The sequence below is a fragment of the Psychrobacter sp. S4(2024) genome (genome assembly GCF_036861305.1).
GTDB classification, from domain to species: domain Bacteria; phylum Pseudomonadota; class Gammaproteobacteria; order Pseudomonadales; family Moraxellaceae; genus Psychrobacter; species Psychrobacter cryohalolentis.
This window is the reverse complement of record NZ_JAZAQR010000001.1, coordinates 591380-606765: the sequence shown is the minus strand read 5'-3', so window position 1 is coordinate 606765 and position 15386 is coordinate 591380. Positions and strand designations below refer to the sequence as shown.

At 43.2% G+C, this 15386-nt stretch carries 13 protein-coding genes; 11 read left to right on the top strand and 2 right to left on the bottom strand.

All coding sequences use genetic code 11. From position 1 onward, the window contains the following. Positions 1-33: 33 nt before the first annotated feature. Both VLA57_RS02615 and VLA57_RS02610 read left to right on the top strand, forming a co-directional pair. Positions 34-447, top strand: coding sequence for an organic hydroperoxide resistance protein (locus VLA57_RS02615; protein WP_020443961.1), 414 nt, complete (start codon positions 34-36; stop codon positions 445-447). A gap of 427 nt (positions 448-874) precedes the next feature. Then, complete coding sequence (locus VLA57_RS02610; RefSeq protein WP_011514138.1) at positions 875-1153, top strand: peptidylprolyl isomerase; 279 nt, start codon at positions 875-877, stop codon at positions 1151-1153. 550 nt (positions 1154-1703) lie between these two features. Here the strand turns inward: VLA57_RS02610 and VLA57_RS02605 are convergent. After that, positions 1704-2594: a LysR family transcriptional regulator gene (locus VLA57_RS02605; RefSeq protein WP_333954261.1), complete on the bottom strand. Its 891-nt coding sequence runs from the start codon at positions 2592-2594 to the stop codon at positions 1704-1706. A 170-nt stretch (positions 2595-2764) separates the two neighbouring features. Here VLA57_RS02605 and VLA57_RS02600 point away from each other — a divergent pair, with 170 nt between their 5' ends. The 6 genes from VLA57_RS02600 (at position 2765) to VLA57_RS02575 (ending at position 10228) form a co-directional block, all read left to right on the top strand. Further along, positions 2765-3154, top strand: coding sequence for a RidA family protein (locus tag VLA57_RS02600; RefSeq protein ID WP_011514136.1), 390 nt, complete (start codon positions 2765-2767; stop codon positions 3152-3154). A 71-nt stretch (positions 3155-3225) separates the two neighbouring features. Beyond that, entirely contained in the window at positions 3226-4701 is a 1476-nt protein-coding gene (locus VLA57_RS02595; RefSeq protein WP_333954260.1) for an aldehyde dehydrogenase family protein, read from the top strand. A 152-nt stretch (positions 4702-4853) separates the two neighbouring features. Continuing rightward, entirely contained in the window at positions 4854-5843 is a 990-nt protein-coding gene (locus VLA57_RS02590) for a membrane dipeptidase (protein ID WP_333954259.1), read from the top strand. 148 nt (positions 5844-5991) lie between these two features. Continuing rightward, positions 5992-7677, top strand: coding sequence for a BCCT family transporter (locus tag VLA57_RS02585; protein WP_333954258.1), 1686 nt, complete (start codon positions 5992-5994; stop codon positions 7675-7677). A gap of 102 nt (positions 7678-7779) precedes the next feature. Then, complete coding sequence (locus VLA57_RS02580) at positions 7780-9513, top strand: hypothetical protein (RefSeq protein ID WP_333954257.1); 1734 nt, start codon at positions 7780-7782, stop codon at positions 9511-9513. Next, the gene (locus VLA57_RS02575) at positions 9497-10228 is read left to right on the top strand and encodes a DUF3726 domain-containing protein (RefSeq protein WP_333954255.1); all 732 of its coding nucleotides are present in this window, start codon (positions 9497-9499) and stop codon (positions 10226-10228) included. The genes VLA57_RS02580 and VLA57_RS02575 overlap by 17 nt, the downstream gene beginning before the upstream one ends. A 120-nt stretch (positions 10229-10348) precedes the next feature. Here the strand turns inward: VLA57_RS02575 and VLA57_RS02570 are convergent, their stop codons facing one another. Further along, the gene (locus VLA57_RS02570; RefSeq protein WP_333954254.1) at positions 10349-10591 is read right to left on the bottom strand and encodes a hypothetical protein; all 243 of its coding nucleotides are present in this window, start codon (positions 10589-10591) and stop codon (positions 10349-10351) included. A gap of 575 nt (positions 10592-11166) precedes the next feature. On the opposite strand from VLA57_RS02570, the gene VLA57_RS02565 reads away from it, so the two are divergent. The 3 genes from VLA57_RS02565 to VLA57_RS02555 are packed head-to-tail and all read left to right on the top strand — an operon-like array spanning position 11167 to position 15301. Further along, positions 11167-11856 carry a 2Fe-2S iron-sulfur cluster-binding protein gene (locus tag VLA57_RS02565; protein WP_333954252.1) on the top strand — a complete coding sequence of 230 codons (690 nt, stop codon included), beginning with the start codon at positions 11167-11169 and terminating at the stop codon, positions 11854-11856. Beyond that, complete coding sequence (locus tag VLA57_RS02560; protein WP_333954251.1) at positions 11853-12845, top strand: FAD binding domain-containing protein; 993 nt, start codon at positions 11853-11855, stop codon at positions 12843-12845. Before VLA57_RS02565 ends, VLA57_RS02560 begins: the two co-directional genes overlap by 4 nt. 2 nt (positions 12846-12847) lie before the next feature. Further along, positions 12848-15301: a xanthine dehydrogenase family protein molybdopterin-binding subunit gene (locus VLA57_RS02555; RefSeq protein ID WP_333954250.1), complete on the top strand. Its 2454-nt coding sequence runs from the start codon at positions 12848-12850 to the stop codon at positions 15299-15301. Positions 15302-15386 lie beyond the last annotated feature (85 nt).

Below are 15386 nucleotides of genomic sequence, written 5' to 3'. Positions count from 1 at the left end.
TCATATTCAATAAATCTAAATAAGGAACGCATAATGAAAATATTTTATAAAACTCGTGCTACAGCAACTGGTGGTCGTTCTGGACATACAGGTCTTGACGATGGTTCGCTCGGTTTTGATTTGGTATCCTTTCAAGAAAAAGATAAAGAGGGGGTGAATCCAGAGCAGCTGTTTGCGATGGGTTACGCAGCGTGTTTTGATAGTGCCTTGAACATGACAGCACAACAAATGAAACTACCGGTAACCGCTTCGAAAACATCTGCTCAAGTTGGTATTGGTATGAAAGCTGATAATAGCTATAACTTAGATATAGAGCTGTCTGTCGAAGTATCTGGTATTGATGAATCGCAAGCACAAACTCTAATCGAGACCGCTCATCAAGTTTGCCCATACTCTAATGCCACTCGTGGCAATGTTGATGTGCGCTTGCATGTTACGGTTGTTTAAATAGCGTTTGTCATTAAAAGCCAATAACTATAAAAAATAATACAACAAGCATACAACAATAATAAAATTTAAAATTGCTTGGCTAACTAGAGTAGCCAAGCAATTTTTTATGGTACTAAGCAATATAAATACTGTAATATAAATACTAAAATTCTTACACAAGTACCAGTTCATTGATTGCCACTGAGGGAGTTGCAATGGCCAGCAGCGAATTAATAAATCGACTGTATAAGCACTGGGTACATAAGCTGCCAATTACTTTTAGCTCAGATTAAACTGTTTATGGGCGTCTGCTAGATATATGGTACTGACACTCAAAAGGCAGATAATGACTTTTGATGAAGTAGCGCAGACCAGTAAAGTTAGCAACCAAGGTAAGTAATGATATAATGCCCCGACAATCGATATTTTATAAAGGGTTTACCTTATGGCTCGTACAGCTAGCGCATTACACATTTTAGTAAAAGACAAAGAACAAGCTGAAGATATCCTTGCCAAGCTTAAAAAAGGCAACATGTTTGATGTGTTGGCTAAGAAATACTCAACCTGCCCATCAGCTAAAAAAGGCGGCAGCTTAGGTGAGTTTAAACAAGGCGATATGGTACCGCCATTTGATAAAATCTGCTTCAGCGGCGAACTTCTCACCCCACACTTAGTGAAAACCAAATTTGGCTGGCATGTGGTTAAAGTGCTTTACAGAACGTAAGAGTTAGAGTCGAAGCTTTGATTGATATCAATCTAGTATTTTCCGGTACATCCCATATTGCCCTAATAAAAAAAGCCTCAGTCGTTAGACTGGGGCTTTCTTAATGTTTGATAGGCATAAGCAGACTTGAATTGCTGATAACACCCTATATCGTTCAAAGTAGATCAACCAAATATCATAATACGACAATATCTTATATGTATTGATTTTATTAGCCTACAGAATTGATTCTAGAGGCTGCTTTTTATGTGTCATCGATATTGTACATGGCTATGCATTATAAGGTTTAAAGTGATAACGCTGTTTACTTTTCATCACACTCACAGTATTTCGACCACCTATCATATTTATCACAAGTAGATGCCGCGCTCCAGCCATACTTCCGGCAGTTACAACTAGCGCTATCACGTATCGCTGGTATCAATGAGTTCACTCCATCTTTAGAAGTCACTTTCATTATAAGTCTTCGTCTTTGATGACTTATTCAGTCTGTCACTACTCACTAATTAAAACAACAATACCGCAATCAGTAGCTTTATTATTGGATGCATTACAATAGATAGTGCTCTTGGACATAGGTCACACATAGCTCATAAAAAGCTTGAGCGGGCGGGGAAATAGATTTTTCAGCCAGTTTAAAGATACCGATTTGTCTGTTTAAAGAAGGGTCAAGTAAGTTTATCCAAACCAGCTCGGGCTCATTAGAAGGAAAGGCGAGTTTCGGTAGGGTGGTGATACCAAGATCGTTTCTTAACAATGAGAACAGTGAGGTGATATTTTCTACCGTATAGCGAGCTTTGCGGTTGAGCACTTCTGCAGGTGTGTTCTCAAGTAGTCGACAGGTACCATTATAAATAAAAGGCTCTGCCATGAGTTGTTGCCATTTTAGCCCTTGAGAGTGATGTGATTCATGATTCAGCACATTACTTTTAAGACAAACCACACCGATAGGATCTGATATAAGTGGGGTAAAATCAATATCTGTTTGATTGATACTCGTACAATTACCTAATGCCAAATCCACCTCGCCCGTGAGCAACCGATTTGCGACTCCAACCGCGTTATCATCTATCAAAACAATTTCAATATCAGGGTATTTCTTTGAATAGGCGACCAATACACTAGGCAGTAACTTAGTAACCAGTGATGGCACGCTAGCAATTCTTATCTTCCCTTTATCGCCTGCTGCGGTCGCTCTTAAGTCCTCTTCAAACGCTTGATAAACACTAATGAACTGCTGAATCTTTGGCAAGCAACTTTCCCCAAACGGCGTCAGTGTTGCTTTATTGCCACTTTCGAATAAACGCTGATCCAGTGTTTTTTCCAGCTCTTTTATAGAGGCGGATAATGCGGCCTGTGTTCTATTGGCGCGGTTGGCTGCCACACGAAAACCCCCTTCTTCTACCACAAACAAAAAATGTCGTAACTGTTGTAGTTTCATAATCGTTAGTGCCTTTATGCTTGCTGCCGTTGATCAGATACTATTTATTATAGCGATAGATTAAATCTATCATATTTAATATTTAATTAGTTAGATTTGTCATTGTTTATTGCGTAGGATAATCAATAACACAGAAATTGCCAAACCATTCATTCAAAGGATATGACGATATGACGACTCCCTCAACCAAACAAGCGGTTCAGACTTCACTTTATGCCTCAAAAGCACCTCTTGAATGGGCAGTCACGAGTAATGGCACGTTATACACCGCGCAGATTCCTATTGATGAAAACGGTGATGTGGTCGCAGGTGGTATCGAAGCCCAAACCCGGCAAACCCTTGATAATTTAAAGCATACTTTAGAATGTGCCAATGTAGGCATGGACTCAGTCTTACAGGTACTCATTTATGTTACTGATCGTGAATATCTAAAAACGGTCAATCAAGTCTATGCGGAATATTTTACAGCACCTTATCCAAATCGCGCGGCTTTAGTGATAGCAGGACTTGCTCGTGAAGAGATGTTGGTTGAGCTAGTCGTTTATGCGAACGTACCATAGTTTTTCACTATATTTATACAGCTCTTTAAATCATTTGATAACGTAAATTTTAATAAACTGAGGACGCCACTATGTCAGCTCAAGACACACAAAAAGTATCACAGCAAGACCCACAGCAATCACTTTATATCAATGGTGAATGGCAAGCGGGTAGCGATACCATTGCTAATATTAATCCCTCTGATATCACTGAAACTATCGGCGAGTTCGCCCAAGCCAGTAGCGATCAAGTTAAGGATGCTATTGCTGCTGCCCGTCAAGCGCAGCCAAAGTGGGAGGCAACGCCGTTAGAGAAGAAGCAATCTATTCTGCAGGCAATTGGCGATGAGATGATTGCCCGCTGCGATGAATTAGGTACTTTGTTGTCACGTGAAGAAGGCAAGCCATTTCTTGAGGGTCGTGGTGAGATTTATCGTGCAGGTCAGTTCTTCCATTATTATGCCGCTGAGGTGTTGCGTCAAATGGGCGATACTGCGGATTCAGTACGTCCAGGGGTTAAAGTGGAAGTAACGCGTGAGGCAGTCGGTGTCGTCGCGATTATCTCTCCTTGGAACTTCCCAACCGCAACCGCTGTGTGGAAAATCGCCCCAGCCTTAGCATTCGGCAATAGCGTCATTTGGAAGCCTGCTAATTTAACACCAGCCAGTGCGGTCGCCTTAGCTGAAATCATTCATCGTCAAGGGTTGCCTGAAGGCACATTCAACTTGGTATTGGGTGGCGGCTCATCAGTTGGTGATGCACTCATTAATTCAAAAGATATTGATGCAGTTAGCTTCACAGGTTCTGTGCCAACCGGTCGCAAGGTCGCCGCTGCAACCGCGCCAAACTTTGTGCGCTGCCAGCTTGAGATGGGCAGTAAGAATGCCTTGGTTATCGCTGATGATGCTGATTTACAAGTCGCTATTGATGCGGCGGTTGCTGGTGCATTTGGCGGTTCAGGACAAAAATGTACGGCATCTTCACGCTTGATTGTCATGGATGGCATTCATGATGCTTTCGTCGATGGTGTCATCGCAAAAATGAAAACCCTAAAAGTTGGTCATGCGCTTGATGACGGTATCTTTATGGGTCCTGTGGTTGATGATAAGCAACTTGCCTCTAACCTAGACTGGATCGAAAAGGCCAAGCAAGCCGGTGCCAATTTAGCCTTTGGTGGTGAGCGCCTATCAATGCCGCATGATGGTTATTATATGTCGCCGACCTTGTTTACTGAAACCGATAACAGCTGGGATATCAATCAAGAAGAAGTATTCGCGCCGCTCGCTTGTGTCATGCGCGTCAAAAATTTGGAAGAGGCGATTGCGATGACCAATGATACGCGCTTTGGTCTAACCGGCGGCATCATTACCCAAAGCTTGCGTAATAGTTCAATGTTCAAAGAGCAAGTACAAGCAGGTTGCGTCATGGTCAATCTAGCAACTGCTGGTACGGACTATCATGTGCCTTTCGGTGGTCGTAAGGAATCCAGCTTTGGCCCGCGTGAGCAGGGTCAGTATGCTAAAGAGTTTTATACCATTGTCAAAACGGCTTATCAAAAGGCTTATTAAAAGTCAGTTAATGACATGTGCTGATAGTGACATGTGCTAATAGTGATGTGTGGCTGGTAAAGATTCTCTGACATGCTGCTTGAAACCCTGATAGAGGCTGCCAAAGCTTATCCCGCCATAATGCATTTGTAAAAGTATAAAAGGAATTAACTATGTATCAAGACCATATCGTCATTGACGGCTTACAGTATAGCCATTGGGATCGTGACTATTTCAAAATGCTGCAAGCCAGCGGTATTAATGCGGTACATGCCACCTTGGTTTATCACGAGGATTCACGGCAGACAATGACGCGTTTTGCGGAATGGCATGCACGCTTTGAGCAAAACTCGGATCTTATCTTGCCAGTGTATTCAGTTACTGATATTGAGATGGCAAAGCAGCAAGGTAAAGTCGGTATCCTTTTTGGGGCACAGAACTGCTCGCCGATTGATGATGAAATTGGTCTTATCAGCGTGATGCGCCGCTTAGGACTACTGATTATGCAGCTGACATATAACAACCAAAGCCTACTAGCAACCGGTTGTTATGAGAAGAATGATAGTGGCATTACGCGCTTTGGCCAGCAGGCGATAGCAGAGATGAATCGAGTTGGGATGATTATCGATATGTCGCATAGCGCAGAGCGTTCAACGCTTGAAGCGATTGAGCATTCTACGCGCCCGATATGTATCAGTCATGCCAATCCAACGGCTGCACACGATGCACTGCGTAATAAATCTGATACCGTTATTAGTGCCTTAACCAAAGCAGGCGGGCTGTTAGGTTTTAGCCTATATCCGTTTCATCTGCCGAATGGTAGTGATTGTACGCTCAATGATTTTTGCAGCATGGTTGCTGATTGTGCTGATAAATATGGGGTTGAGCATTTAGCAATTGGTAGTGATTTGTGCCTGAACCAACCACAAGCGGTACTTGAATGGATGCGCAATGGACGCTGGTCAAAGGCAATGGATTATGGCGAAGGTAATGCCAACAATTCAGGTTGGCCGGATACTTTGCCATGGTTTGCAGGCAAGGATGGTATGGAGAATATTTATAACGGTCTGCTCAAACATGGTTTTAATGATGCTGATGCTGGAAAAGTCATTGGACAAAACTGGTTTGATTTTCTTAAGAGTGGCATTAAGCCTTTAGTATAAATGCTAGGCACAGATGTAGCCTTCTAAAATGCTGGCTAAACTCAAATTCACGAGCATGAAAGTAACAAGCATCAAAGTATAGATGGGTAAGACGGTTTAGATAAAACGCCAATTTAAATGACGCAACATTATCATATGGAATCACATCATGGCTGATTTAAAAGGATTTAACAGTAAGCGACATGAGCAAGGACGCTCTCACAAAACCGATAAGATAGCAGATGCTTTAGCGCATGCAGAAAATCCATTAGATACTTTAGGGCTAAAAAACCCAGCATTTTGGTACAGTGGCGGCTTTATCATTGCCTTTGTTCTTATGGCCATCTTTGCCGAAGAGCGTTTGGGAAAACTCATCAATATCGGATTTTCTTGGTCGGCAACGGTCTTTGGTCCTTTTTGGCAAATCTTATTGTTAGCGACCTTTGTGATTGCACTCGCAGTCGGCGCAGGTCGCACAGGACGCGTCATTTTAGGTAATCTAGCGAAGCCTGAGATGGACGGTTTTAAATGGATGGCGATTTTATTCTGTACGCTGCTCGCTGGCGGCGGCGTCTTTTGGGCAGCCGCTGAACCTATCGCTCATTTCGTTAGCGCACCGCCACTGTATGGCGAATCTGCTGATATCCAACAACGCGCTTTCAATGCGCTATCTCAGTCCTTTATGCATTGGGGATTTCTAGCTTGGTCAATTGTCGGTAGCTTGACGGCTATTGTGGCGATGCATCTACATTATGATAAAGGCTTGCCGCTTAAACCGCGTACGCTTTTATACCCTATGTTTGGTGAGCGCGTGCTGACAGGTCAAACGGGAGCAATTATTGACGCTTGCTGTATTGTCGCTGTTGCTGCCGGTACGATCGGTCCTATTGGATTTTTGGGTTTACAAACCAGCTATGCATTAAATACGCTGTTTGGTATTCCTGATACCTTTACTACCCAACTTATCATTATCATCTTTGCTATTGCACTTTATACGCTCTCAGCCATTAGTGGTCTTGCTCGAGGTATGCAGCTGCTCAGTCGCTTTAATGTCATATTGGCCTTTGGTCTGATGGTCTTTATTTTGATGTTTGGTCCTAGCAAGTTCATTGTTAATGGGTATATTCAAGGTGTTGGTACCATGGTGCAAAACTTTATCCCGATGGCAACATATCGCGGTGATGAAGCTTGGCTTGGTGGTTGGACGGTTTTCTTTTGGGGTTGGTTTTTGGGTTATGGCCCGATGATGGCGATATTTATTGCTCGTATCTCACGCGGTCGCACGATTCGTGAATTGATTACGACCGTGTGCATTTTGGCGCCATTGGTTACCTGCTTTTGGTTCACGGTCATCGGCGGTTCGGGTCTTGCGTTTGAGATTGCCAATCCTGGTAGTGTGAGTACAGCATTTGAAGGCTTTAATCTTCCAGGTGCACTGCTTGCCATTACTCAGCAGCTGCCATTTCCTTTGATAACCTCCTTATTGTTTATCATTCTAACTATGGTTTTTATTGTTACCACCGGTGATTCGATGACCTATACCATCAGTGTCGTTATAAGTGGTGAGAGAGAGCCGAACGCTATCATTCGTACCTTTTGGGGCATCATGATGGGGGTCACGGCGATTGTTCTTATCTCACTTGGTGCAGGCGGGGTAACGGCGTTACAATCCTTTATTGTTATTACGGCGGTGCCTGTCTCCTTTGTTTTGCTGCCATCATTGTGGAATGGACCAAAAATTGCCAAGCAGATGGCAAGAGATCAAGATCTTTATCGCCCTAATAGGGTGGAGACTGCCCATCAGCTTATCGAAGAGCAACTTGTCGAAAAAAGTATTGGTAAAGAAGTTGATTAGGTAGCGCTTTGTTATCGCTGATAGTTTATTTGCTCATAAAAACCGCAAATCTACAGTATTAAAAGGTGGTTGGTTCAACACATTATTGAAGGTGATAGTTATATGGAACATACTTTGCCAAACAACGATAAGCTAGATGCAGTCAGCTTCCGTACACCCGAGGTGGTGATGCATTCTGAACGACTCGGCGCTATGCACCAAACGCGTATTAGCTTCGTCCGTACGTTATTGCGCAAAATCGACAAAGAGCATTGGACATTAAGCAAGCATCTGTGGGATTTAGATAACGACGGCTATGGACAGGTCATCTATCGTTTACAAACGCCTGAACACGTCTATCACTTGGTGGTATTTTGCAATCAGATTGCTGATGAAGAACGTAATGATCGCGTCATTGCGCAAAAATGGGATGTCACCTTTGCCCTCGTTTACGGGGAAATAGGAGACGAGCTACTGGCAAATCTAAAAGCCAATGTGCCATTACAAGAAGCGGGTCGTAACTCTAATATGGTGATGGTGCTGGCACGTGCCAACAAAAGCGTGCGGGTCTTTGATCATATTGTCAGCTCACTTGCTGAAGGTCAACAGCCTGATTTGGACGTACTGGCGCAAGTGGTTTATATCCTGCGTACCACGGCAGTTTATGGTAATGGTAAATTTGGTATTTATGACTTTAAACCACTAGATCACAGCGAGGATTTTAATCAATCTTTTCGCGCCCAGATGTGTGCCGTGTATCTCATTCGAGAGTTTAGCCTTGACTGGGTCGATTACTTGGCTCAAAAAAAGGGCGGTGCTAAAGCAGTCAGCTTGCATCCGGAGATTAAGCAGTATCTGGGCATAGGTAATGCGACTGGTCTTGGAATGGCACCTTATCTCATTAATCATCCTTGTGTCGTTGATCAATGGCTGAGTGCGCGTGAAGGAGCGCTACAAGCGGTGTTGGTCTGTGATATTGAAGATGATCGTAATAATAATAAAATCCAGCAGCTTTCACATTTAATGAAGCGCGCTATCCAGCATTTCTCTGAAGTGGTGACTATTAATGAGCCGCAAATTCTATTGAATAGTACCGTCGTTGATGAGCTGAATAAGTTACAAAACAACTTTATGAGCGAGATTGAAGGATGTGTTACGTGGGCTGATTTTTTACAGCGTCAGGCACACCTTAGTTTTGAGAGCCAAGAGGTCATTACTTCTTGCCTGATGGAGCTTTATCCTGAGCTTGTTGATACGTTTGCAGGGCAAGCCAATGCTGATGAAACCATGTCGCTGCTCGGTGGCAAAGTCGTACAAGATTTGATTGACGTATTAGAAGCGCGTTATCAATGGGCGATCAGTATTGATTTTGAGGCAGAAGATAATGTCTATTGGTTCTGGTATCGCTCAGAAGATAAAGAAGAGCCAAGAATGGGTGTGCGCGGACAAGAGCGTGGCGATGATAAGGAATTCCTATTAGATATTGGTAGGCAGGCGAATACTTTATATCTGGCATTACAACAAGCGGATCCACAGCAATTGTTATCAGAATTTATCTTAAAGCAACCAAAGTATCGTTCTATTGCTCGGCGCGTCTGGACAATGGGGCATAAAAAGATGGGCGATATTCAGATTAATGTGCTACAAAAAACGGCATTACCAATGCATTTGTTACGCTGTAAATTGTCTATGTTTGGCGCCACTAAGTTCGATCCAAGATCAGATCGCTGGGTGCGTGTCACGCTATTCCAAGGTGCGCCTTTGTTTGCTGAAGTACACAGCGATGAGTGGCTGTTTCCTTTATTACCAAATTTATCTGTACCGAAAAGAGGGCTAACCCATGATTGTATCGCATAACGAAATAGTGACCATGGTGAATAAAGCTTTTTTGGGCATGCAACGTGAAGTAGGTGAAGCTGACCTTATTGCTTCCATGGTAGCTGAGCTACAGATGGCTGGTCTAAATGGCATTTTGCATTTCAATAATGCCAGTCCTTTTATTTTGTCTGAACGTGATGTTGCGATTGATATCATCTATCAAGGCGAGGGTGAAGTCAGACTAGACTTGCATGGGAGCAGTTTGGTCTGTCATTTACCGGCAGTGATGGATTATATGATTGAAAAGATGGGCAGTCGAAATCATTTTAAAGTGTATTTGCAAAATTGTCATAACCGCTGGCTGGCTTATAGTGAGCTTGCAAAACTGGCAGCAAAAGGCATTGCTTGTTTGGCGAAGTGGGACAATGGTAGCGCACCCAAGCATACGATATTTACTTTAGATAAAAGATTTGTTTATCCTGATCTATATTTTTTAATGAAGCGCAGGCAAATTATAATACCAATGACATGGTCATTGAGTTATCAACAACCAACTTTGATATTGAACAGGATATTCAGTACTTTGATCGTAAAGTATCAACAGATGAGTTGTATGCAACCCATCAAAGGGCATGGAAAGAAGGTATTTATGTTGATGATGGGCAGTGGGCAACTCTTAAAAAAAGCGCTGCAGCAATATTGGTCGAAAACAGTGAGGCATCAAGTAAAGGGGCAGGAGGTATATAGGTTATAGAGCAAGCACGCGTTGCTGCTCAAACGACCATAGATGAAATTACAACCTGCAACACAATAAAAAATAGCTCCTAACTAGGAGCTATTTTTTCATCAAATAATACCATTAAATGTATGCTAATTAACGACGGTTTTGAACATATACGACTTTAGGTGCAGGTTTATGGTGTTGAGCCACAACTCTCTTATGTGCAACCTTCTTATGTGCAACTTTTTTAACCATTACTTTCTGAGGAGCTTTATGTTGCTTTGGATGGGTAACATGATGTTTTGCAACATGCGGCGCGGGTGCAGCACTTGCTTGACCAATCATAGCAAAACAAACGGTAGCAGCTACAATAGCGCTTATCATTGTATTTTTCATTATCATTTCCTTCCAAATTCGTATTCAAACATGAATTATTGATTGAGAAGCAAGACTTACCATCAAACAAAATGTCTTGATGAAGCCTTACTCTGTCGACAAAGGGAATGATAAAGGATTATGACGTTGCGTAGCTTTATGAAACTTGACGAAAGGTTACGACTGTTACTAACTGCTCCAATCTTCTTTAGAAATACGATTTTCTTGTATTTTGACTGGTACTGATAGAGCTAACTAGGTGATTGTAAGGTTCTTGTTGACGCTGGCAATACGGTTATTATGGTTGAGCACGATATGCAGGTTGTCATAAATAGCGATTGGATTATTGATATCGGTCCGAGCGCTGGTGATGAAGGTGGAAAAATGTAGCGCAAGGATCATCTGAACAAGTAGCGCAGTCGGAAATTAATCGAACTGCGCCCATTATGGGTTCGTAGTTCAAATTACCAAAATCTCATGATCCCGAAAAATACAACAGCAATAACTGAATGTAGTTAACAGTTAACATTTAATCTATAGACTAGTTACAAGACCTAATCTAATATTTTATTATCTTTTGCCAGCGAGAAGCCAGCATGTCTAATTTAACGTTAACGATTAATCAGCAGGATTATGAGTTTGATAATCTTGACCCGCGAACGACATTGCTGGATGTATGTCGTCACCATCTACATATCACAGGACCAAAAAAAGGCTGCGATCATGGGCAATGCGGCGCTTGTACTATGATTATTAATGGTCGACGAATCAATTCTTGTTTGACATTAGCGGTTATGCACGATGGTGATGAGATTACCACCATTGAAGGTATCGGACTACCTGAATCGCTATCAGAATTGCAACAGGCTTTTAAAGATCATGATGCGTTTCAATGTGGCTATTGCACGCCGGGACAAATTTGTTCTGCAACGGCATTGATAGAGGAAATCAAACAACAGTGGCCAAGTCATGTAACTACTGATCTGCAAAATCCTAATGGACTGTTAGTACAAGAAATTGCTGAGCGCATGAGTGGCAATATCTGTCGCTGTTCAGCCTATCCTAATATTATCAAAGCCATCTCACAGGTACTTGAAAAGCAAGTATTAAACTCTTCTTCAGTGACCGAAGATGCGCCTAATAATAGCCCAGCCGATGCAGCTATTAGTGGGGTTTGGTCGCCGCCGCCTAGCGAGGCACAAATTGGCGGTCATTCAATGGTAAAGCAAACTGCCAATGTTGCTAATGTTCCCAATGCGGCCAGTGCTAAGGGAGAACGTTTATGAAACGCTTTGAATATATCCGTGCCCTTGAACCGCAACAAGCCGTGATGTTTGCCACGCCTGAGGATGCATCTTTTATTGCCGGTGGCACCAATTTACTAGATTTAATGAAGATTGAGATTGAGACTCCTCAAAAATTGGTTGATATTACGCGCTTAGAGCTGCAACAAATAGAGACTACCGCTGATGGTGGGTTACGCATCGGTACGCTGGTGACAAATAGTGATTTGGCTGCGCACCCAGCGGTTACGGCAGGCTACCCTGTATTAGCTCGGGCGATGCTAGCAGGGGCTTCAGGACAATTGCGTAATAAAGCGACCACAGGCGGCAATCTATTACAACGCACCCGTTGTTACTACTTTTATCAGCCCGATAGTCCTTGTAATAAACGCAATCCTGGTTCTGGTTGTCCCGCTATTAAAGGTGAAAATCGTCCGCTTGCTGTCTTAGGAACGAGTGATGATTGTATTGCTCAGCACCCATCAGATATGGCGGTAGCAATGCGCTTACTTGATGCCACTATTGAGACGCTCAAAGCAGACGGCACCTCGCGCCAGATTCCGATTAAAGACTTCTATTGCTTGCCAAAAGACACGCCAAATATCGAAACTGTCTTAGAGACAGGGGAGCTGATTACTCATATTGTTCTCCCAGCTCCAGTGAAAGGCATGCACACTTATGACAAAGTTCGTGATCGCGCCTCTTACGCCTTTGCTTTAGTGTCCTGCGCGGCAGTAATCAATGTTAATAATCAAGGAAAATTAGAAACGGTACGTTTGGCATTTGGTGGTATTGGTACTAAGCCTTGGCGTAATGAAGCGGTTGAAGCATTACTCATAGGTACAGACGGTAACGTCGACATTATTTCGCAAGCGGCAGATTTGCTATTAAAAGATGCCAAGGGTAGTGGTCAGAACGACTTTAAGATACCGCTGACGCGTCGCTTGTTAAAACAAGTTATTGAGCGCGCACTAACGGGTAAGGGAGCATAATCATGTCACTATTGGACGCAGTACTGCCATCAGAACCCACAAAAAAACTGACCATGGATAACCCAGTTGATACTCTTTTTGATAAAACTGCCAGTCAATTGGTTGGTAAACCTATCAACCGTGTAGACGGTTCCTTAAAAGTCAGTGGACAAGCGACTTATAGCGCAGAATTTTATATTGAAGGACAGGTTTACGGCGTTTTAGTTGGTGCGACCATTGCTAAAGGCAAGGTAAAGTACATCGATAGCCATGCAGTAGAGGCGATTCCAGGTATTATTAAAGTGGTTACTGATCCCGAGCATTTTTTGCGTAACGCCCAGCAAGGCGGAGAGAAAAAAGCACCCACTCAAGGAGTCGCTGAGATTTTTTACCATGGTCAGCCCATAGCTGCCGTAATCGCTGAAACCTTTGAAGCGGCTACTGAAGGCGCAAAAGCCCTCAAGGTGACTTATGAAGATGAAACAGCAAATGCTGTGATAGATTTCAGCTCAGCATTGGGAAATGCGCATTCGGTTGATGAAAAAAAAGGCTCGGACAAGAATTATAAGCAGGGCTACCCAGAGCAAGGACTTAAAGAGTCTGAGATTTCGTTTGATCAGATTTATCATACGCCAAGCCAGAGTAGTTCGCCCATGGAGCCACATGCTACATTGGCTTATTGGGAGGATGAAAAGTTAGTCTTGTATACGGCCAATCAGATGTTGTCATCTTGCAAACAACAAGTGGCGGATGCCTTAAATTTGGATCCAGATGATGTGCAACTGATTGCTCATTACGTTGGTGGCGGTTTTGGCAGTAAACTTGGTATTACACCTGAATCGATTGCCGCGGCCATTTCTGCAAAAGAGCTTAAGCGTCCGGTATTGATTGTGATGACTCGCCCGCAAGTCATGGAAACCACCATAAGGCGCTCAGATACGCGTCAACGGATTGGCATTGGCTGTAATAAGAACGGTATTATTAATACTTTTATCCATAATACCATCACTAGTAACTTACCCGGCGAGAGCTTCTTTGAGCCTGCAGCGCTGTCTACTCACTATCTATACCGCGGTGAAAATCGTCAGGTCGACTATCAGATGGTTGATGTCAATAAAGTATTATCAGGTTCTATGCGTGCCCCTGGGGAGGCTGTGGGGTTAATTGCTGTTGAATGTGCAATGGACGAGTTGGCCATTCAATTAGATATGGATCCTATAGAGCTACGCCGCCGTAATGAGCCTCATCAGGATCCTAGTAAAGAAATACCTTTTTCAACTCGGCAGCTGATCGCCTGTATGGAAAAAGGGGCTGAGCAGTTTGGTTGGGAGAAGCGCAATAAAATGCCTGCTAAGTGCTTAGAAGGAGACTGGTGGTTGGGTATTGGTATGGCTGCCGCTGTCCGTGGTAATCAGTTAAAGCTTTCTGAAGCAAGAGCAACCCTACAAATCGATGACTCAAAAACGCTTGGGATCAAAGCCATTATTGAAACGGATATGACCGATATTGGTACGGGCTCTTATACCGTATTTACCCAAATTGCTGCTGATCTACTTGGTCTACCGGTTGACCATATTGAGATGAAACTTGGCGATACCAGTATGCCGCCAGCCGTTGGTTCAGGCGGTAGCATGGGTGCGGCAAGCTCAGGTAGCAGTATTTATCTGGCGTGTCAGCAATTGCGTGAAATGCTGGCAGACAAAGTTGGACTATATTCCGACACCATCCAGCTAAATGACGGGCAGATTAGCAAAATAGGAGAGCATGAAGTTACAGTAACAGAGACTATCATTGAATCTGGTAAGGATGTCGCCACTGAACTTGTAGAGAAGTTAGCAGAAAAAACGAGCGTGCCTCTCCCTAAATCTGTATTGGAACGCTTGCCGGAGAAGCAGAAGGCTAAACAAAGCAGATATGATTTTAGTGGCCATAATAGTTATTCACTAGCCGATATTGTTGCGCAATATGACGACCAAAAGTTAAGTGCTAAAGGCAGTATTAAACCGGGTAAAAACGAAAAAACCCATCGCCAATCTTCATTCGGTGCCAATTTTGCGGAAGTCGCTGTGCACCGAGTGACGGGTGAGATTCGAGTCAAGCGTATGACAGGTGTGTTTGCCGCAGGGCGTATCCTCAATCACAAAACTGCTACTTCACAATGCTATGGTGGTATGGTTTTTGGCATAGGTTCGGCGTTGATGGAAGAAGTTATCCATGATAAGCATGACGGACGCTTGTGTAATCATGACCTCTCTGAATACCATATTCCTGTGAATGCTGACGTACCGCAACTGGATGTCATTTTGCTAGAAGAAGATGATCGTTATACCAACCCAATGCATATCAAAGGGATTGGCGAAACAGCAATTTCAGGCGCAGCAGCAGCGATTGCAAATGCTATCTATAATGCAGTCGGTATCCGGGTTCGAGACTTCCCCATTACTCTAGATAAGCTTATTGACCAACTGCCAGATTGATTCTTATCAAATACTGTTTTGCTTAAAAAAACCCGATTAAACAGAGGGTTTTTTTAGCTTATTCTCTAAGCTTACTGATAAGTCT

Bases quoted from the DNA above. Each gene is read 5' to 3' on its own strand.
- VLA57_RS02615 (WP_020443961.1), top strand. From the start codon at position 34: ATGAAAATATTTTATAAAACTCGTGCTACAGCAACTGGTGGTCGTTCT.
- VLA57_RS02610 (WP_011514138.1), top strand. From the start codon at position 875: ATGGCTCGTACAGCTAGCGCATTACACATTTTAGTAAAAGACAAAGAA.
- VLA57_RS02605 (WP_333954261.1), bottom strand. From the start codon at position 2,594: ATGAAACTACAACAGTTACGACATTTTTTGTTTGTGGTAGAAGAAGGG.
- VLA57_RS02600 (WP_011514136.1), top strand. From the start codon at position 2,765: ATGACGACTCCCTCAACCAAACAAGCGGTTCAGACTTCACTTTATGCC.
- VLA57_RS02595 (WP_333954260.1), top strand. From the start codon at position 3,226: ATGTCAGCTCAAGACACACAAAAAGTATCACAGCAAGACCCACAGCAA.
- VLA57_RS02590 (WP_333954259.1), top strand. From the start codon at position 4,854: ATGTATCAAGACCATATCGTCATTGACGGCTTACAGTATAGCCATTGG.
- VLA57_RS02585 (WP_333954258.1), top strand. From the start codon at position 5,992: ATGGCTGATTTAAAAGGATTTAACAGTAAGCGACATGAGCAAGGACGC.
- VLA57_RS02580 (WP_333954257.1), top strand. From the start codon at position 7,780: ATGGAACATACTTTGCCAAACAACGATAAGCTAGATGCAGTCAGCTTC.
- VLA57_RS02575 (WP_333954255.1), top strand. From the start codon at position 9,497: ATGATTGTATCGCATAACGAAATAGTGACCATGGTGAATAAAGCTTTT.
- VLA57_RS02570 (WP_333954254.1), bottom strand. From the start codon at position 10,591: ATGAAAAATACAATGATAAGCGCTATTGTAGCTGCTACCGTTTGTTTT.
- VLA57_RS02565 (WP_333954252.1), top strand. From the start codon at position 11,167: ATGTCTAATTTAACGTTAACGATTAATCAGCAGGATTATGAGTTTGAT.
- VLA57_RS02560 (WP_333954251.1), top strand. From the start codon at position 11,853: ATGAAACGCTTTGAATATATCCGTGCCCTTGAACCGCAACAAGCCGTG.
- VLA57_RS02555 (WP_333954250.1), top strand. From the start codon at position 12,848: ATGTCACTATTGGACGCAGTACTGCCATCAGAACCCACAAAAAAACTG.